19 protein-coding genes and 1 pseudogene are annotated in these 19360 nt (G+C 41.2%); 3 read left to right on the top strand and 17 right to left on the bottom strand.

From position 1 onward, the window contains the following. Positions 1–321 (top strand): annotated as a pseudogene (locus tag V7659_RS14995) (GNAT family N-acetyltransferase); the annotation flags it as partial. Positions 322–369: 48 nt separating this feature from the next. Here the strand turns inward: V7659_RS14995 and leuD are convergent. From leuD to V7659_RS14910, 17 genes are all read right to left on the bottom strand, one after another. Then, positions 370–954 (bottom strand): 3-isopropylmalate dehydratase small subunit, encoded by a 585-nt coding sequence (leuD, locus tag V7659_RS14990; protein WP_335540681.1) that lies wholly within the window; start codon positions 952–954, stop codon positions 370–372. Between the two features lie 3 nt (positions 955–957). Further along, the gene (leuC, locus tag V7659_RS14985; RefSeq protein WP_335540680.1) at positions 958–2379 is read right to left on the bottom strand and encodes a 3-isopropylmalate dehydratase large subunit; all 1422 of its coding nucleotides are present in this window, start codon (positions 2377–2379) and stop codon (positions 958–960) included. An 87-nt stretch (positions 2380–2466) separates the two neighbouring features. Beyond that, on the bottom strand, positions 2467–3573 hold the full coding sequence (gene leuB, locus V7659_RS14980) for a 3-isopropylmalate dehydrogenase (RefSeq protein WP_335540679.1): 1107 nt from the start codon (positions 3571–3573) through the stop codon (positions 2467–2469). A 35-nt stretch (positions 3574–3608) separates the two neighbouring features. Further along, a complete protein-coding gene (locus V7659_RS14975) occupies positions 3609–5150 on the bottom strand; it encodes a 2-isopropylmalate synthase (RefSeq protein WP_335540678.1) in 1542 nt (513 codons plus the stop codon). Further along, positions 5137–6171: a ketol-acid reductoisomerase gene (gene ilvC / locus V7659_RS14970; RefSeq protein WP_335540677.1), complete on the bottom strand. Its 1035-nt coding sequence runs from the start codon at positions 6169–6171 to the stop codon at positions 5137–5139. Before ilvC ends, V7659_RS14975 begins: the two co-directional genes overlap by 14 nt. A gap of 26 nt (positions 6172–6197) precedes the next feature. Next, entirely contained in the window at positions 6198–6719 is a 522-nt protein-coding gene (gene ilvN, locus V7659_RS14965) for an acetolactate synthase small subunit (protein WP_283877634.1), read from the bottom strand. Continuing rightward, complete coding sequence (gene ilvB / locus V7659_RS14960) at positions 6716–8443, bottom strand: acetolactate synthase large subunit (protein WP_335540676.1); 1728 nt, start codon at positions 8441–8443, stop codon at positions 6716–6718. Before ilvB ends, ilvN begins: the two co-directional genes overlap by 4 nt. 502 nt (positions 8444–8945) lie before the next feature. Beyond that, positions 8946–10616 (bottom strand): dihydroxy-acid dehydratase, encoded by a 1671-nt coding sequence (gene ilvD, locus V7659_RS14955; RefSeq protein ID WP_335540675.1) that lies wholly within the window; start codon positions 10614–10616, stop codon positions 8946–8948. 11 nt (positions 10617–10627) lie between these two features. Next, positions 10628–11536, bottom strand: coding sequence for a branched-chain-amino-acid transaminase (gene ilvE, locus V7659_RS14950; RefSeq protein ID WP_335540674.1), 909 nt, complete (start codon positions 11534–11536; stop codon positions 10628–10630). Positions 11537–11944: 408 nt separating this feature from the next. Beyond that, positions 11945–12676, bottom strand: coding sequence for an exonuclease domain-containing protein (locus V7659_RS14945; RefSeq protein ID WP_335540673.1), 732 nt, complete (start codon positions 12674–12676; stop codon positions 11945–11947). Between the two features lies 1 nt (position 12677). Continuing rightward, on the bottom strand, positions 12678–13634 hold the full coding sequence (locus tag V7659_RS14940; RefSeq protein WP_335540672.1) for a DUF294 nucleotidyltransferase-like domain-containing protein: 957 nt from the start codon (positions 13632–13634) through the stop codon (positions 12678–12680). A gap of 69 nt (positions 13635–13703) precedes the next feature. Beyond that, positions 13704–14963, bottom strand: a complete 1260-nt coding sequence (locus tag V7659_RS14935) for an ammonium transporter (RefSeq protein ID WP_335540671.1) — start codon at positions 14961–14963, stop codon at positions 13704–13706. A gap of 217 nt (positions 14964–15180) precedes the next feature. Beyond that, on the bottom strand, positions 15181–15507 hold the full coding sequence (locus V7659_RS14930; protein WP_026564527.1) for a MerR family transcriptional regulator: 327 nt from the start codon (positions 15505–15507) through the stop codon (positions 15181–15183). Between the two features lie 139 nt (positions 15508–15646). Then, a complete protein-coding gene (locus V7659_RS14925) occupies positions 15647–15811 on the bottom strand; it encodes a Fur-regulated basic protein FbpA (RefSeq protein WP_335540670.1) in 165 nt (54 codons plus the stop codon). Between the two features lie 26 nt (positions 15812–15837). After that, on the bottom strand, positions 15838–15975 hold the full coding sequence (locus V7659_RS14920; protein WP_166256179.1) for a hypothetical protein: 138 nt from the start codon (positions 15973–15975) through the stop codon (positions 15838–15840). Between the two features lie 184 nt (positions 15976–16159). Then, positions 16160–16540 carry a hypothetical protein gene (locus V7659_RS14915; protein ID WP_335540669.1) on the bottom strand — a complete coding sequence of 127 codons (381 nt, stop codon included), beginning with the start codon at positions 16538–16540 and terminating at the stop codon, positions 16160–16162. A 154-nt stretch (positions 16541–16694) separates the two neighbouring features. Next, positions 16695–17687, bottom strand: coding sequence for an NADPH:quinone oxidoreductase family protein (locus V7659_RS14910; RefSeq protein WP_335540668.1), 993 nt, complete (start codon positions 17685–17687; stop codon positions 16695–16697). Between the two features lie 285 nt (positions 17688–17972). Between V7659_RS14910 and V7659_RS14905 the strand changes: the two genes are divergently transcribed. Next, positions 17973–18803, top strand: coding sequence for a basic amino acid ABC transporter substrate-binding protein (locus V7659_RS14905; protein WP_335540667.1), 831 nt, complete (start codon positions 17973–17975; stop codon positions 18801–18803). A gap of 102 nt (positions 18804–18905) precedes the next feature. Next, a partial coding sequence (locus V7659_RS14900) for an amino acid ABC transporter permease (protein ID WP_335540666.1) occupies positions 18906–19360 on the top strand: 455 nt, incomplete at its 3' end.

Raw genomic sequence — 19360 nt, 5'->3', positions numbered from 1 at the left:
GAAGTAGAACCAGTCAACTATGAAGACAGTGATTCCGAAAAACGGCTTCATTTTTATAAACGTGAAAAATTTGAGCACGCCGTTTCTATCGGTTATGAGAGAAAATCATTAGCGACAAACGAGGTTAATAGGATGGAAATCCTCTACTGGGCTCCTAATGAAGAATCAGAAGAAATGATTTTTGAATCCATGAAAAAAACATATGATATGATTCACACCTATAAGGATCATCATTTTTATGGCGAATCATATGAGCCGGTTGAAGAGGTCTTGACCTTTAACGAAGAATCTGAGAATAGAAATATTTTAAACGAGCTGTGACAACCAAATAAAAAATGAGCTTGGGTTTCCAAGCTCATTTTTTTACGGTTATTTACGCGCCAGTTCATATTGCTCAATTTTATCCGCGTAGGTTAAAGTAACACCAATCTCATCCCAGCCATTAAGCAGCATGACTTTAGGATATGGAGCAATATCGAAAGAAGCTTTGAAACCTTCATTATCATAGACCACCTGATTTTCAAGGTCGACGGTTAATTGGTATTCTTCGGATTCAGCTTTTCTAATCATATACTGAACTTGTTCATTACTAGCCTGAATTGGAAGAATCCCATTTTTCACGCAATTGTTTTTAAAAATGTCTGCAAAACTTGGGGCGATGACGATTTTAAAGCCAAAATCTTGAACCGCCCACGGAGCATGCTCACGTGATGATCCGCAGCCAAAGTTTTCACCGGCAACGATAATTGAAGCGTCTTTATATTTCGGGTCGTTTAATGAAAAATCTGGTCGAAGATTCCCTTCATCATCAAAACGCCAATGATAAAAAAGGAATTGGCCAAAACCACTGCGTTCAATCCGCTTTAAAAACTGCTTCGGGATAATTTGGTCTGTATCAATGTTCGACCGGTTTAATGGATAAACAAGGCCTTGATGAATTTTTAATGGTTCCATATTTTATCTTACCTCCTGTGCAGCAGCAAATTGTCGGACATCTACGAAGTGACCTGCAATAGCGGCAGCGGCTGCCATTTCAGGGCTGACAAGATGGGTTCTGGCCCCGTTCCCTTGGCGGCCTTCAAAATTTCGGTTAGAAGTGGAGGCACAGCGTTCCCCTGAAGGAACAATGTCATCGTTCATGGCTAGGCACATACTGCAGCCGGCTTCACGCCACTCAAATCCAGCCTCGGTAAAGACCTTATCCAAGCCTTCTTTTTCGGCGGCTAATTTGACACTAAACGAACCAGGAACAACAATGGCAGTTACAGAAGGGCTAACTTTCTTGCCACGGATAACCTCAGCTGCACTTCGTAAGTCGCTTAAGCGCGAATTCGTACAAGAACCGATGAAAACATGGTCAATTTTCACATTTGAGATTGGCTGACCAGCTTCAAGGCCCATGTATTCAAGCGCACGCTGGATCTCGTCCTTTTCGCTAGGTTTCTCGGTTTCGTCTGGATTTGGAACATTTGCCGTAATCGGAATACACATTCCTGGATTTGTTCCCCAGGTTACCTGTGGTTCAACTTCGGCTGCTTCAATCTCAACGACTAAGTCATAAGCTGCCCCTTCATCAGAAGCTAGAGTCTTCCACTCAGCAACGGCTTGTTCAAATGCTTCTCCTTGAGGTACATGGCGTCTTCCCCGTAAGTATTCAAAAGTCGTTTCATCTGGAGTGATGAGACCGGCTCTTGCACCTGCTTCAATAGACATGTTACAAACTGTCATTCGTTCTTCCATCGATAGGGAACGGATGGCTTCACCTGTGTACTCCATCACATAACCTGTTCCAAATTGGACACCGAATTTACCGATGATGGCAAGAATTAAGTCTTTAGCTGTAACACCAGTACCTAGTTTTCCGTTGACCTTGACATTTAAGGTTTTAGGCGGTGCCTGCCAAAGGGTTTGGGTTGCAAGAACATGCTCAACCTCGCTTGTACCAATCCCAAAAGCGAGCGCACCAAATGCTCCGTGTGTAGAGGTATGACTATCACCGCACACAATAGTTTTGCCAGGCTGAGTAAGTCCAAGTTCAGGTCCGATTACATGGACAATCCCGTTATCTGGGTGATGAATATCAGCAAGTGGAACCCCGAAATCCTGACAATTTTGTTGTAAGGTATCTATTTGATTTTTTGAAACAGGGTCATTGATTACAAGACGTTGGCGGGTTGGAACATTATGGTCCATCGTCGCAAAGGTAAGGTCCGGGCGGCGTACTTTACGACCATTTATTCGTAAACCCTCAAATGCCTGAGGAGAGGTTACTTCGTGAACAAGGTGTAGATCGATATATAATAAATCGGGTTTTCCGTCTTCTTGATGTACAACATGCTTTTCCCAAATCTTTTGGATAATATTTTTTGGTGTTTGCATAGCGTCCTTCCTCACGTAAATGAATTTTAATTCCTTAGATAAATTTAGGGGTAAACCGCCACCAAGACGGTTTACCCAACGAAATTTTTAAAAATAACAGCTGGCGATGCACTTCGAAGCATTTTGTGATTTAATATAATCTGCAATCCGTTTCGTCATTTCTGCTGTTCCCACAAGACGTCCATCTGGAACTTGAAGGTCGCCTGTGTGGAAGCCGGCATCTAAAACCGATTGAACTGCATCCTCAATCACTTTAGCCTCGTCATTCAATTGAAAAGAGTATCTTAGCATCATTGCTGCTGATAATATCATCGCAACGGGATTGGCTACACCTTTACCAGCGATGTCAGGAGCGGAGCCATGAACAGGTTCATATAGGCCCACACCATTTTCATTTAAGCTGGCGGAAGGGAGCATCCCAAGTGATCCCGTAATAACTGAAGCCTCATCGCTTAAGATGTCGCCAAATAGATTCTCGGTAACGATGACATCAAACTGGCTTGGGTTCGTGATTAGTTTCATAGCGGCAGCATCAACTAATACATGTTCCACAGCTACATCTGGGTACTGTGCTTTTTTCTCTTCAACTATTTCGCGCCATAGTTTGCTAGACTCCAGTACATTTGCTTTATCCACCGAAGTAAGATGACCGCGCCTTTGCTGGGCTGCTTGAAAACCTTTATCGACAATTCTTTCAATCTCTTGACGGGAATAGACAAGCGTGTCTACAACGGAGTTTCCGTTATCACGACGTTCACTTGGTGTTCCGAAATAAAGGCCGCCAGTTAATTCACGTACGATAAGGAGGTCGCTTCCAGATACTACTTCTTCCTTTAAAGGTGAGGCATGAAGAAGGTTTTTAAATCCTTTAATTGGCCTTAAGTTTGCATATAAATCAAGTGCCTTACGGATTCCTAGCAAGCCTCGTTCAGGGCGTAAATGGGAGGGATTGTTATCCCATTTTGGTCCGCCAACAGCACCAAGCAATACCGCATCGGCTTGTTTACAAGCATCAACGGTTGTTTCCGGAAGGGGAGTGCCGTAAAGGTCTATGGCTGCTCCTCCGATTTCATGGGTTTCAAAGCTAAAAGTATGATTGTATTCTTCAGCAATTGCATTTAACACATCTTTTGCTGAGTTAATAACTTCCTTGCCAATGCCATCACCGGGAAGTAAGACAATACGTTTTTTCATTAGAAGCAACCTCCTCATTTATTGTTTGTGGTCTATTAGACTACCGTTTCTTTTAAAGCTGCATTTTGGTTAAAAAATACACGATTAACAGCGTTTAAGAATGACTTTGCAGAAGCTTCCAGTACGTCTTGTGCGGAACCGCGTCCAGTTACAGGAGTACCGTTCACGGTCATTTTGACATGGACCTCAGCAAGTGCATCCCGTCCCTGACCAATCGAACTTAATCTAAAATCAGTAAGATGGATTTCTTCTTTAATTAGTGCTTCCAAAGTGTTCATTAAAGCTTCAACACTACCAGAACCTGTACGGGCCGTCTCGACTCGAATACCTTCTGGAGTGGTTAATGCCACCGTCGCTGTCGGCAAGTTGGCTGAGCCGTAATGGACTTGGAAGGCAACAAGTTCATATTTTTTAATATCAACAGCTGTTGTTTGAATATCAGTTAAAATGGCAAAAAGATCCTCATCCGTTACTTCTTTTTTACGATCGGTTAACTGTTTAAAAGCAGTAAAGGCTTCAATCAATTTTTCATCCGGTAATTCAAAGCCCATCTGCTCAATTTTATCTTTGAAGGCATGGCGGCCGGAATGTTTGCCTAGAACTAAATCATTTGATTTGACCCCAACTAATTCAGGGGTAATAATCTCATAGGTTAATGTATTTTTTAAGACGCCATCCTGATGGATTCCTGATTCATGAGCGAAAGCATTCTTTCCAACCACGGCTTTATTAGGTGGAACCATCATACCTGTAAAGCGGCTGACAAGATCACTCGTACGTTTAATTTCCTTTAGTACTAGATTCGTAGTATAAGGATACTTATCTTTTCGAATGTTTAAGGCAACAGCTATTTCCTCTAAAGAGGCATTTCCTGCACGTTCTCCAATTCCATTGATCGTACCTTCAACTTGAGTTACACCGTTTTCGATTGCTGCTAACGAATTCGCAACCGCCATTCCTAAATCATCATGACAATGACAAGATAATGCGGCTTTATGAATATTTGGGACGTTCTCTCGAATATAACGGAACATGCGTCCATATTCTTCTGGTGTGGTGTAACCGACTGTATCAGGAAGATTAATGACTGTCGCACCGGCATCAATGACCTTCGTAATAATTTGAACAAGGAAATCCAGGTCAGAGCGGGATGCATCTTCCGCTGACCATTCAATATGCGGGAAGTTCCGTTTTGCATAAGACACCATGTCAACCGCAATTTGTGTAACTTCCTCAGGTGTTTTCATCAATTTATATTGCATATGGATAGGGGAGGTGGCAAGGAATACATGCAACCTTGGTTCTGCTGCATCTTTTAACGCATCCCACGCAATGTCAATGTCAGATTTCGTCGCTCTTGCCAGGCCTGTGACTGATACATTTTTAATATTTCGGGCGATTGCTCTTACTGCTTCAAAATCGCCTTGGGAGGAAGCCGGAAAGCCGGCCTCCATAATATCAACCCCAAACCGTTCAAGTTGTCTTGCGATTTCCAATTTTTCCAGCTGGTTTAAATTCACACCAGGGGACTGTTCGCCATCGCGTAATGTCGTATCGAAGATGTTAACGTGAACCATTTACCACCACTTCCTTCTTTGCATTTACTGGTTTGTTTTTAATAAACGGCATTAATGCACGAAGCTCACGGCCTACTTGTTCAATTTGGTGATTGTTTTCAGCACGATTAATCGCGTTGAATTGTGGGCGGTTTGTTTGATTCTCCAAGATCCAGCCCTGAGCAAATTTACCAGTTTGGATATCTTTTAATACTTCTTTCATGCGTGCTTTTGTATCTTCGTTAACTACACGTGGTCCGGAAACGAAATCTCCCCATTGAGCAGTGTCGGAGATAGAATAACGCATGTTCTCTAAACCACCTTCGTATAAAAGGTCAACGATTAATTTCAATTCATGTAAACACTCGAAATAGGCAACTTCAGGCTGATATCCAGCTTCTACTAGTGTTTCAAAGCCCGCTTTGATTAGGGCAGTAGTACCACCGCAAAGAACTGCTTGTTCTCCGAATAAATCTGTTTCTGTTTCTTCTTGGAAAGAAGTTTCTAACACTCCAGCACGAGCAGAACCGATTCCTTTTGCATATGCAAGAGCAACATCGCGAGCTTGACCAGTGTAGTCTTGGTAAACTGCATATAGAGCAGGAACTCCAGCACCTTCTGTAAAAGTACGGCGAACTAAATGTCCTGGACCTTTTGGTGCTACTAAGAATACATCAACATCGGCAGGAGGGACGATTTGGCTAAAATGAATGTTGAAGCCATGAGCGAAAACTAGAGCATTTCCTGCTTCAAGGTTTGCTTTGATGCTTTCTTCATATACTTTTGGCTGCATTTCATCTGGAAGAAGAACCATTACTACCTCTGCAGCTGCAGTTGCTTCTGCAACAGTGCGAACGTCTAATCCATCTTCAACAGCTTTATCCCATGATTTTCCTCCGCGTAAACCAACTACTACATCAAAGCCGCTTTCTTTTAAGTTAAGCGCATGAGCATGACCTTGAGAGCCATATCCGATAACTGCGATTTTCTTTCCTTGTAAAACCTCTTCTTGAATATCTCCGTTATAAAGTACCTTTACCATTATGAATCATCCTCTCAGATATATTGTTATTTTAATAGTGAGTATGTTGCTAGATCGTTTACTTGCGGCTGGTGCCCACGCTGGAGGGCAGTCAGGCCAGTTCTTGCAATTTCCTTAATGCCATAAGGCCGAAGCATTTCGATCAAGGCATCAATTTTATCAGGACGTCCTGTAATTTGAACGGCGAGACTGTCTTTACTTACATCAATAATTAGGGCACGGAACGGATCAATAATCCCGTGGATTTCACTACGCAATTGGCTGCTTGAGGCTACTTTAATTAGAGCCAGTTCGCGTGCGACAATTGCTTTATCAGTAATATCGGAAACTTTCAAAACATCAATTTGCTTATTTAACTGTTTCGTCACCTGTTCAAGGCGCTGTTCGTCTTCAACCTCGACCACTAGGGTCATTTTTGAAATCCCTTCGGTTTCAGATGGACCAACTGAAATACTTTCAATATTGAACTGGCGTCTTTGTAGGAGGCCGGTGACACGGTTTAGGACTCCGCTGCGGTCTTGAACGGTTGCTGTGATGATCCGTTTCATGGTTTCACCCCTATCATTTCGTGAATTCCTTTACCAGGGGCAATCATCGGGAATACTTTTTCTTGCTGAAGTACACGGCAATCAACTAATACTGGGCCATTATGAGCGAATACCTCCGGCAACACGGTGATCAGTTCCTCCTGATTGTTAACCCGATAACCCTTAATTGAATAACTGTCGGCAAGTTTGACAAAATCAGGTTGTGTATGAAGAATCGATTCCGAAATACGGTTTCCGTGTAAAAGTTCTTGCCATTGGCGAACCATTCCTAGCGCACCGTTGTTGACAATAATGATCTTTACAGGAAGGTTTCGTTCATAAATGATCGATAATTCCTGAAGTGTCATCTGAAAACCGCCATCCCCAACAATCGCTACAACTGTACTGTCTGGCTCGGCAATCTGTGCGCCAATCGCGGCAGGGAACCCAAAGCCCATTGTTCCAAGTCCACCTGATGTAATCCAGCGGTGCGGCTGTTTAAAGGTGTAATACTGCGCTGCCCACATTTGGTGCTGACCAACATCTGTTGCCACAATCGCGTCACCGTTCGTAACTTTATGGACTGCTTCAATAACCCATTGAGGACACATTCCGTTTGGATCATGTTTATACCATAGCGGATATTCCTGTTTGTCTTGGCTCAGTTTTTGCAGCCATTCAGCATCTTTTGGTGACTCAATTTCGTGATTGAGCAGTTCGCTAAGTGCCTCTTTCGTATCAGAAACGATTGGAAGTTGTGTTGGAACATTTTTTCCAATTTCGGCTGGATCGATGTCAATATGGGCAACCTTCGCAAATGGAGCAAAGTGTTTAAGATTGCCTGTTAATCTGTCATCAAAGCGTGCTCCAAAATTGATAAGCAAATCACACTCGTAAATGGCCATGTTTGCTGCATATGTTCCGTGCATACCACCCATTCCTAGCGAAAGGGGATGATCTGCCGGGAAAGTACCAAGCCCAAGTAAAGTAGTGACCACAGGGATCTGATGTTTTTCTGCAAAAGCAGTGAGCTCAGCTGATGCTTTTCCATGGAGAACACCTGCGCCTGAAAGAATTACCGGCTTGGAAGCCTTTGAAATCGAATCAGCAAGTTTCTTTATTTGAAATGGATTTGGCTTTGTTGTTGGCTGATATCCAGGTAAATTAATGCTCGCTTCTTCAGGTTCTTCCGTTAAAAATCCTGCGGAAATATCTTTAGGAACATCTACTAAGACTGGTCCTGGCCGTCCGGTAGAAGCGATATGAAATGCTTCCTTCACGATACGTGGTAAGTCCTCGATAGATTGTACTTGATAGTTATGTTTGGTGATTGGTGTTGTGATTGCCATAACATCTGCTTCTTGAAAGGCGTCTGTTCCGATGACACTTCTTGCAACCTGCCCGGTGAAGATAACAAGAGGCAGGGAATCCATCATCGCATCTGTTATCCCAGTCACAAGGTTGGTTGCCCCAGGTCCTGAGGTAGCAATGACGACACCAGGTTTTCCGGTAACTCGGGCATATCCTTCCGCTGCATGGATCATTCCTTGTTCATGTCGGAAAAGAACATGCTCGATGGTACCCTGGGCGCGATAAATGGCATCGTATATTGGAAGTACGGCACCTCCCGGATATCCAAACAGTGTTTCTACACCTTCTTTTTTTAGTAAGTCGATGAGAAGGTCTGCACCGGTTCTCGGCTCTGTAGTTGTTTGGACATCAAGCTTTTTTGCTTCTACTTTCACGTCGTGATCCCTCCTTAACGGATGATTGAATTTTTTAAAAATTCTTTTGAAGCTTTGTATTGTTAGAAACATAGTAAAAAAGGCCCTATTCTCCCAGAATAGACTGCAGTCAAGAACATCAATAGCAGAATAATCGGGGAGAAAAGACCTTTCATTTTCTCGGTACCACCCGTTTTTACAGCATTCTTACGAATACTGCCTTATGAAGCGACATCTAAAATATGAGGAACGCTTCTTTTGGTAACAGGTGTTCAAAGATATGGACACCCGATTAAGCCTACTTAAGTCATGACTGTTCGGCTTAACACTCAGGGATGATGTCAGAATAAGTTGTATTACTGGGCTTCCAGCAACCCCAGCTCTCTGAAAATACGAATTCTTATTCCTTTATTCCCGTCATCGATTTATGGATATTTTTTTGTCAAATGTTTTTCATTTAACCCTTTAGCACCTTAACTTCCTTAGGAAGGGGAGGGGTACTAACAAATTCCCATTGGTATTTCTAGATTTTCATGATTCCACCGGTATTAGCAGAAGTTACGAGTGCTGCATATCTTGCAAGATAACCGGTTTTAATTTTTGGCTCTGGTTTCACCCATGCCTTCTGTCGTTCAGCTAAAACTTCATCATCAACAAGAAGTTCAATGGAGCGTGCTTCTAGATCGATTAGGATTTTGTCACCATTTTCAACAAGAGCAATTGGTCCGCCTTCTGCTGCTTCTGGTGAAATGTGACCAATGGAGATTCCGCGACTTGCTCCGGAAAAGCGTCCATCCGTAATCAAGGCAACTTCCTTACCTAATCCACGTCCCATAATTGCGGAAGTCGGGGCAAGCATTTCAGGCATTCCTGGTCCGCCTTTTGGACCTTCATAACGGATAACGACTACGTGTCCTGCCTGAACTGTACCATTATTGATATTTTCTTGTGCCTCATCCTGGGAATCAAAAACGATTGCTTCACCCAAGAATGTTTTAATGGAAGGATCTACAGCACCAACCTTGATTACACTGCCATTTGGAGCAATGTTTCCATAAAGGATGGATAATCCGCCAACTGGGCTATATGGATTGTCTTTTGTCCGGATGACCGTTTCATTCGTGATTGTTGCTTCCTTCACATTTTCGGAAAGAGTCTTTCCTGTAATGGTTAAGCAATTATCATGCAAGGCGCCTTCTACTTTATAAAGTTCATTAATAATGGCACTAACTCCGCCTGCATGATGAATGTCTTCCATTGAATAATCGGATGCTGGCATAATTTTTGCTAGATAAGGAACTCTTTCAGCAATTTTGTTAATCTCACCTAAGTCATAGTCAATCCCAGCTTCATGGGCAATTGCCAATGTATGAAGTACGGTATTTGTTGAACCACCCATGGCCATATCTAGGGCAAAGGCATTATCAATTGCTTCCCTAGTAATAATGTCACGAGGGCGGATATCTTTTTTAACTAGTTCGATTAAATGCCTTGCGGCTTGACGAATTAATTCATGTCTTTCTTCTGAAGTTGCTACAATTGTTCCGTTACCAGGAACAGTCATTCCTAATACTTCCATTAGACAGTTCATTGAATTGGCAGTAAACATTCCAGAACATGAGCCGCAAGTAGGGCAGGCATTTGTTTCAATGTCTAGCAACTGCTGCTGACTGATGGTTCCGTTATGATAAGCCCCAACACCTTCAAATACAGAAGTGAGGGAAAGGTTCTTTCCTGTTGATGGTGAAACACCTGCTTCCATCGGCCCGCCTGAAACAAAAACAGAAGGGACGTTGGTTCTTGCTGCGGCCATTAACATTCCTGGTGTAATTTTGTCACAGTTCGGAATGTAGAAAACACCATCGAACCAATGTGCATTAATTACCGTTTCGGCACTGTCGGCAATCAATTCGCGGCTAGGGAGGGAATAGCGCATCCCAATATGTCCCATCGCAATCCCATCATCAACACCGATTGTATTAAACTCGAAAGGAATACCGCCTGCTTCACGAATTGCCTCTTTTACAATCTCACCGAAATGATTAAGGTGTTTGTGTCCTGGGATAATTTCAATGAACGAGTTACAAACGCCGATGAACGGTTTTTCAAGATCACTCGTTTTGACCCCTGTTGCATATAATAGGCTGCGGTGGGGTGCCCGATCGATTCCCTTTTTAATCATATCGCTACGCATGTTTTTAGCTCCTAACTAACGATTGCATGGTTTGCACCTTCTGGATAACAAGCCACACCGTCTGTTGTTACAATTTTCCTAAATTCTTCTAAGAGATCCTTCGTAACCTCACCTGGTTTACCATCATTTATCTGACGGCCATCAACATCGATAACGGCGATAACCTCTACGGCTGTTCCAGTTAAAAATACCTCATCTGCTACATATACATCGTGTCTTGTGAACGGAGATTCTTTAACCTCATAACCTTTGGCTTTTGCTACATCAAGGATGGCGTTCCGTGTAATTCCTTCTAGAGCTCCTAAATAAACAGGAGGGGTAAAGATGACGCCGTTTTTCACAATAAAGATATTGTCAGCGGAGCCTTCGGTCACATAACCTTGATCATTCAGCATTAATGCTTCCTCAACCCCGGCTTGATTGGCCTCTAATTTAACAAGAATATTATTTAAGTAGTTTAACGATTTAATTTGTGGGCTTAGCACATCTGGGCGATTTCTTCGACTCGCAACAGATGCAATTTTAATCCCGCGCTCGTAATACTCTTTAGGGTACATACTCAATTCTTCAGCAATAATGATGACACTTGGCTTTGAGCAGGATTTAGGGTCTAGGCCGAGATTCCCTTTTCCACGAGAAACAACGACACGAATATAGGCGCTTTCTAGCTGATTTTTTCTGATTGTATCGACGATTAATTGCGTCATTTCCTCCTGTGTGAAAGGAATATTCAGCATAATGGATTGTGCTGATTCAAATAGTCTCTTTAGGTGTGCATCGAGTCGGAAGACGTTTCCGCTATAAACACGTATGCCTTCAAATACTCCATCACCATATAAAAAACCATGATCGAAAACTGAAACTACAGCATCTTCTTTCTTGACGAATTCACCGTCAAGGAAAATCCATTGACTCCCCAACTTAACCACTCCTCTTTTGTGATAGACCGCTTTAAATGACTAAAAAATGTTAAAAAAGAATTACCATACCCTTCTCCAAATGATGGGGAGTAATGGCACTTAATGAATTGAATGATTATTTTCGATAATCATACAACCAATCGAAAACATGGTCAACACAAAAATCTGACAATTCAAATAAATCAAAAATATTGTTAGCGTTTACATTATTGTTCTGATAAGGAAAACGGCGAAAAAAAGTTTTTTAAAATTTTTTTATTTTAAGTTATTTTGTCTGTGCTAGGGATTGTAAATGGGGAGATAATCAGAGGTAAGTAAGATAGATGTGTTGAAAAGTCGAGAGGAATTCGCGCTGTAAATTTTTAGAGGTTTACCAAAAAACACTAGTTTGAAATAGTGTTTTTGGTCTCAAAGCTTTGCGAGATGTTCATACACTTCCTGTAAATTACTATATCCCCTTATTTGGGCTTGTTGTAAATAGCTCCCCCAAATTTGCGCGGTCATCAGGGCGTCGCCAAGTGCATGGTGACGATCTTTTATGGCAATCCCGCATCGACGACATACATCTTCAAGAGGTAATGATTTCATGGAGGTGTCGGAAAGGCGAATTAAGAAGGATGTATCGATGATTCGATGTTCAAATCGTGTCTTTAAGAGGTCCCACGTCATTTTCTGCATAAAGGACTTTTCATGGCTGGAGTGGTGCGCGACAAGAATATGACTTTGTGAATAGTTGAAAAATTGAAGTAAGACATCTCTGGCAGTGGGAGCATCACGTAATTGCCCCTCCTGAATGTTCGTTAAAGTTGAAATTTCATCGGATAAAGGAAGGTCTGATTTTAGTAGCGAATAAAAAGTATCGTGATTCTTTATATGAGGACCGACCATTTTCACTGCTCCGATTGAAAGGACATAATCCCCCTTCTCTGGATAGAACCCCGTCGTTTCTAAATCAAATACGACAACTTCTAATTCGCTAAGCGGGGTGTCCAAGTTGTTTTTCTCTTTCATTTCTTTTTGCAGCTGTCTGATGAAGGAAAGCTGTTGTGGATTAACTTGACCTTGAATACCAGCATAAATATTGGACCCAACCCTCCCAGAAATTTGCCTTAAGTATTGAGCTAAATCATTTATTTTCATTTTATCCCTCCTTTTCGATAAGTTTTCCTGCGTATTGGTATAGTGCCACGCCGTTTTTTATGATGTCTTTCAGCTCATTCTTTTGCTCTTTTGTTAGTTTTTCAACTGGTAGATAGTGCCCCGATTCATAATCTAATTGGCTGGCAAATTGAAGACGATAGGTTAACAGTTTAAGAAACATGGTTTTATAGAGATGCTTGTCATGGATTTGTAGTTGGTCAAGCCTTGAGAGGGTTGAGGTTTCTAGGACATGATTTCTCATTGCCAAAAGTCGAACAGCATTGATGTAAGGAAATAAAGCAGTCTCCTTTATATTAAGGGATCCTGCATGTCTACCGTGCGTCTCCACTAAAAGCTGACCTAATACCCCAACTCCTTTTTTAAAATGAAGCGTATTTTTATAAATTCTTGCAAGAATTTGTTCCTTTTGAACCGTTAGATAAGCAAATGTTTTCAGATGATCCATGAATTGATGCTGGCCATAAAAAGAGCGGCCATCGATTAAGATTAATAGGTAGCGTAACGATTCCCATGAAGATTCGGAGGCCCAGTTCAATATTTGTTTCTCCCATTCGGATTGTGCTTTACACCAGAATGGATTGCCCGCCATTACACCGCCATCACAATAAGGATACCCAGCCTGATAGAGACCTTTTGAAATTTCCTTTCCTAATGATAAAAAGTAAGCTTTAGCTTCGGCTGTTGGATCGAGGTAAATGATACCATGATCCTGATCACTCCAAACCGATTGTTCCAAGCGGCCGGCACTCCCCATGACAAAAAAGGTGAAGGGAGAGGGCGGGGGCCCATACCGTGCATGAATTTCCTTTAAAGAAATTTCTAACACCTGTTTGAACATGCTGTCATGGAGTTGGTTGATTTGAAAGTGATCTTTGGCGGCTTCCTTCATGTGAATCTTTTTGTATTCAGCAATAGCTGAGTAGGTTTCATATTCCATAATGTTCACCTCCTCTTAAAAAAGTCTAGAAATGTGCAAGCCCGAAAGGACTTGCACATTTCATAATAATTATAGAGCCTTTGTTTGTTCTGCCTTCAGTAATTCTGGGTATCCATAGCTTCCATGCTCACTCATATCTAATCCAATAATCTCTTCTTCCTCTGTAACACGCAAACCTTTCATAAACTTTTTCATAAGGGCAAGGAGGATGAAGGAGACAATAAAGGCAAATGCGGCGCATGTGAATACTCCGAGTGCTTGAACGCCGAGCTGGTGTAAACCGCCCCCGTAAAACAATCCTGGCTTTCCGACTGTGGCTAATTCTTTAGTAGCAAAGAATCCAGTTGATAATGTTCCCCAGACACCGGCTGCACCATGAACTGAAAGGGCTGCAATGGGATCATCAATGCCTCTGTTTTCAAAGAAGCGAATGCTGTAAAAAACAAGAATTCCTGCGATAAAGCCAATTAAGACTGCGGCCCATGTATCTACAAATGCACAAGAAGCAGTAATGGCAACTAACCCTGCTAATGCTCCGTTTAACATCATTGGAACATCAGCTTTGCCAAGAACCATCCAGGATACAATCATCGCTGCTACCGTTCCAGCGGCTGCGGCTAAGTTCGTATTAACAGCAACAAATCCAAAGAACGCTTTATCAACTGTTAATGTACTACCTGCGTTAAAACCGAACCAGCCAACCCATAATAGCAATACGCTTAAAGCGGTAAATACTTGGTTATGACCGGCAAGATTATTGGCTGAGCCATCTTTGTTGAATTTCCCGATACGCGGTTTTAATAGAATCGTAGCAGCTAGAGCTGCCATGGCGCCCGTTAAGTGAACAACAGTAGAACCAGCGAAATCCTGTTTCCCGTGCTCTGCTAACCAGCCGCCGCCCCAAATCCAGTGAGCGATTGGGGGGTAGACAATGACTGAGAAAAGTAAAGCAAATACAAGGTAGGCACCTAATTTAGCTCGTTCTGCAAAGCCTCCGAACGCAATAGTTAATGAAATACCGGCAAAAGCTAATTGGAATAAAAAGAATACGGCACCAGACAGCGGCAATCCATCGATGTCATAGCCTGAATAAAAGAAGTCGGAGAAACCAATCAGCGGATTTCCTTTTCCAAAAATTAACCCATATCCGACCGCCCAAAATACGATGGAGCCGATTCCGAAGGTTAGGATCGTTTTCCCCGCAATATGACCTGCATTTTTCATTCGGGTTGAACCTGTTTCTAAGAGGATAAAACCACCAATCATTAAAATAACAAGTACAGCTCCCACCATTACCCAAAGGCTATTCATTAAGAATGTAGTATCCATTTTTTCTCCCCCTTTAAAATGATGTTAATATTCTTAACATTTGGTATGTTAGTATTCTTACATGAATTTTGACTGGTTTCTATAAGTTTGGGAGATTATCTAACATGGATTTTAAAAAATGGTCATTTGCCTTAAGGTATAGACAGAATAATGAACCGAGAAAGGATGAAAAATCCCATTCCTTCATTGAAGGAATGGGATCATATTGGTTAGTTACTTACTTTTTTCGTAAACCGAATTGGGCGTTTAATTGACCTTGGATCATCTGTCTGCGAATCTGTTCTTCGTTGTGTTTCTTTTGTTCACGCAGCATTTCCTTCCTAATATCATGTGTTTGAATGCCGTCTTCAATTTTATTAGCAATCTCCATCAACAATTCCACGTCTGAAAAGGAAAATTTACGGCTTCCTCCCGCAGACCTTTCCGGAAAAATCAGTTTTCGTTCCTCATAGTAACGGATTTGTCGTTCGGAAAGACCTGTGAGATCCCTGACGATGCCTATTGTTATTACCTTTTTATCTTTATAAGAGATGTCTTTTCCCATTATTGTCGCTCACCACACCCTATTGTTTACAATAATTAATAATTTGTTATTTATATATTATGTTAGATTTTCTTACATTGGACTAGGTTATCAAACTATTTTGCTTGTTTGTCAGAATAAATATCTATTGATAATGGTATTAAGATTTTGCTGGGGAGAATGTTTTATTATATAAACTTTCCAGTTCAGAGAAGGTAAGGGAGTGAAGTTCGTGATGAGAAGAATCCGTGGCGCCTGATTCTAACAACTTCTTTATATAAAACTGCCTAAGTCGTTCGAGACCTTTACGTAAATGAGTTGCCAACTTGTTTCACCCCTTTCAAACGGAAATTAATAATTTTGTAATCTCCTTAAAAGCTCGTTCGCTTGGGAGCCCATTGTTTTCATGAGTTCTTCATACAACTCATCCCTTAATTTATCTAATTGAAGGATTCTTTCAGCGAGTTTAATATCATTTCTTCGATACATTTGAAATCTTCCTTTCTCTTTTGGTTTATATAGAAAAGTTAACTGAATTTTCGCTCCTTGTCAGTGGGTTTGTAAGATAAGCTAACAGGATTTTAATATCATCCTTCAAATTGGTAAAAAACCTTACCAATTTTTAATTCGTATGTAAAAGAACCAGACATTTGTCTGGTTCTCCGAAAGTTTCTTAATATTCTCCATCAAATGGAGTGAATGGGAAGTTGAATCTTCTTTCCACTGCGCGAAGGCGTTGATTCACTCGTTGGAGTCTGCGATCGAGTTGGGCTACTTGACGTTGTAGTTGATTGATCTCTCTTTCTTGACGCTCATTGGCCCGCTCCAATTGATTTAGTCTGCGTTCAACTTGCTGTGGCTGTCTTGCCGGGTCATATTGTTCTGGTAGATAAGGATTAAATGGTTCTGGTTGTTCGTAGTAATTCACTTGTTCTGGTTGACCATAGTAATTCATTGATTCAGGTTGAACATAGGCATTATATTCCATCGGCACTTGAGGCGTTTGAGGAATTTGAGGCAATTGAGGCATTTGATAATGACCATACGGATTCATTTAGGCATCTCTCCTTATGTTGTAATACCCTATAGATTATGTAGGTGAATATAAGGAGTAACGGCGAATGCCCATAGACAGCCTCTGGCTTTATGCCTAGATAGTAATTAAAAAATAAAAACGAGATGACCAAAGTCATCTCGGGAACAAATTTTTATATTTTTACGATGATTCTGCCCCGTGCTTCACCTTTGAGAATGGAAGATAAATAAATGGGTAATTCGTCTAGTGATACTTCCTTATTCATCACTTTTAATAAATGCTCTGGTTTAAAGTCAGCGGCCATGCGCTTCCATAAGGCAATTCTTGTTTCCATAGGGCAATACACGGAATCAATACCAAGTAAATTAACGCCCCTAAGAATAAATGGGAATACTGTGGTGGGAACATCGCCGCCACCGGTAAGTCCGCTGACTGCCACTGACCCATTGTAAGCAATTTTACTAAGAATCGAGGCGAGTGTTTTGCCGCCCACAGGATCCACTGCTGCTGCCCAAAGCTGCTTATCTAAAGCTCTGATTTTTTGACCTGTTACGTCTTCACGGGAAAGGATTTCGCTTGCTCCAAGTTCAACAAGGAAGTCATGTTCGGATTGTTTACCTGTACTCGCGATTACATGATAGCCTCTGTGGGCAAGAATCGCTACCGCGATACTGCCAACACCGCCGGTAGCCCCTGTTACAAGGACCTTGCCGGTATTAGGAGTTAACCCGTTTTCTTCTAAGCGTTGAACGGATAATGCGGCTGTGAATCCCGCTGTACCGTAAACCATTGCTTCCTTTAATGACAGTCCCTCTGGCAATGGCACCACCCAATTAGCAGGGATCTGGGCATATTCACTATAGCCGCCATAATGAGAGACACCAATCTCATAACTTGTAGCAATTACTTCATCGCCTGCTTTAAAGCGAGAATCGTTCGAACGGGCGACAACTCCGGAAAGATCAATACCAGGAATAAATGGGTAGGATCTGACAATTTTTCCATCAGGGGTACTCGCTAATCCGTCTTTGTAGTTCACACTTGAATAGCTGACCTTGATAAGGACGTCACCTGGTGGAAGGTCTTGCAACGGTATCTCCTTTACGTTTACAGTAAAGTCGCCTTCAGTCTTGTCTACTACTAATGCTTTAAATGATTCGTTCATTATTATGGCCCCCCAATGCATCTCAATTAATTAAATATATATAATCACTTTCAACTATTCAATGACAGGAAGGTGACATTTGGAATAACAGATAGCCCGGGACTAGTTAATGTTTATAAAAGTTATTCTACGATGTTGAATGCTTCAGTTAATTACAGTACTAGTATAGTGAAATATTTAAAATATTGAATATATAATAAAAACAGGTTATAATCATTTATATTCGAAATATTATCAAAATTTTTAAAAAATACTTTTTAGAAAAAACATTGGAGGTCTGAAAAAATGAAGAAATTTAAATTAGTTTCAACTTTTTTAATGGTCGCCCTGCTTTTAGTTCTGTCAGCTTGTGGTACTAGTAAAAGTACAAGCACAGGTACAAAAGAAGGAGGAGACACTGAAAAGAAAACACTGCGCGTGGTAACAGATGCTGCCTATGCACCGTTTGAATACCAGGATAAGGGCGAAGTTGTCGGTTTCGATATTGATTTCATCAATGCAGTGGCAAAAGAAGCAGGCTATAAAGTTAAGGTTGAGCATGTCGGCTGGGATCCAATTTTTGTTGAATTAGATAAAAAAATTGCTGACATTGGTATTTCTGCCATCACGATTAACGATGAAAGAAAGCAATCCTATGATTTTTCAGTGCCATACTTTTTATCAACCAACAAAATCCTCGTTCCAAAAGATAGTGATATTAAGAGCGCAGCCGATCTAAAAAATAATAAAACGATTGCCGTTCAGAATGCGACAACAGGACAAGAAGCTGTTGAAGGCCTATTAGGCAAAAATAGTGATAAAATCAAAAAATTTGAAAATAATAATCTAGCAATCTTGGAATTGAAAAGCGGCGGAGCTGATGCTGTAGTTGCTGATAACACAGTTATCGAGGAATATGTAAAAAATAATCCTAAAGATAATTTTGTTGTTATTGAAGATTCAGCAGCTTTTGCTAAAGAATATTACGGACTTATGTTTTCAAAGGGCAGCAAAATTAAAGCAGACTTTGATAAGGCTGTAAAAGCAGTAATTGATAACGGAACCTACGCAGAAGTATACAAGAAGTGGTTTAAAGTAGAACCAGATACACAAATCTTAAAAGATCAACAGCAGTAAACATCGCTGAATGAATTGCGTAACTCTTAACCAAGCAGTTACGCAATTTTTGCTAGTTAGATTAGAATAATTAGCTTGTTGTTTAATAGGGGGATTTATTGTATGGATTTTCGTTGGGATATTTTAGTTGAATACGCGCCATTTTTCCTGAAAGGAACGTTGCTAACCATTGGGCTTTCCATTGCAAGTATTCTAATTGGTACTATTCTTGGCTTATTTATCGGATTAGGAAAAATAATGAAAAATAAGCTCCTCGCTTGGCCATTTACTATCTATATTACCTTTTTTCGAGGTACACCATTACTTGTTCAGATATTATTAATCCATTTTGCTGTTGTACCTCTTTTTCTTGGTGAAACCAGTCCCGTTTTAGCTGCTATTCTTACTCTATCATTAAATGCTGCCGCCTATATTGCTGAAATCTTTCGTGCGGGGATCCAATCGATTGATCGCGGGCAAATGGAGGCTGCACGGTCATTAGGGATGAATCATGTACAAGCCATGCGCTTTGTTGTCCTGCCGCAAGCATTCAAACGAATGATTCCACCACTTGGGAA

It is taken from the genome of Neobacillus drentensis (assembly GCF_036966985.1).
GTDB classification, from domain to species: Bacteria; Bacillota; Bacilli; order Bacillales; family Cytobacillaceae; genus Neobacillus; species Neobacillus drentensis_E.
This window is presented reverse-complemented; position numbering and strand designations above follow the sequence as displayed.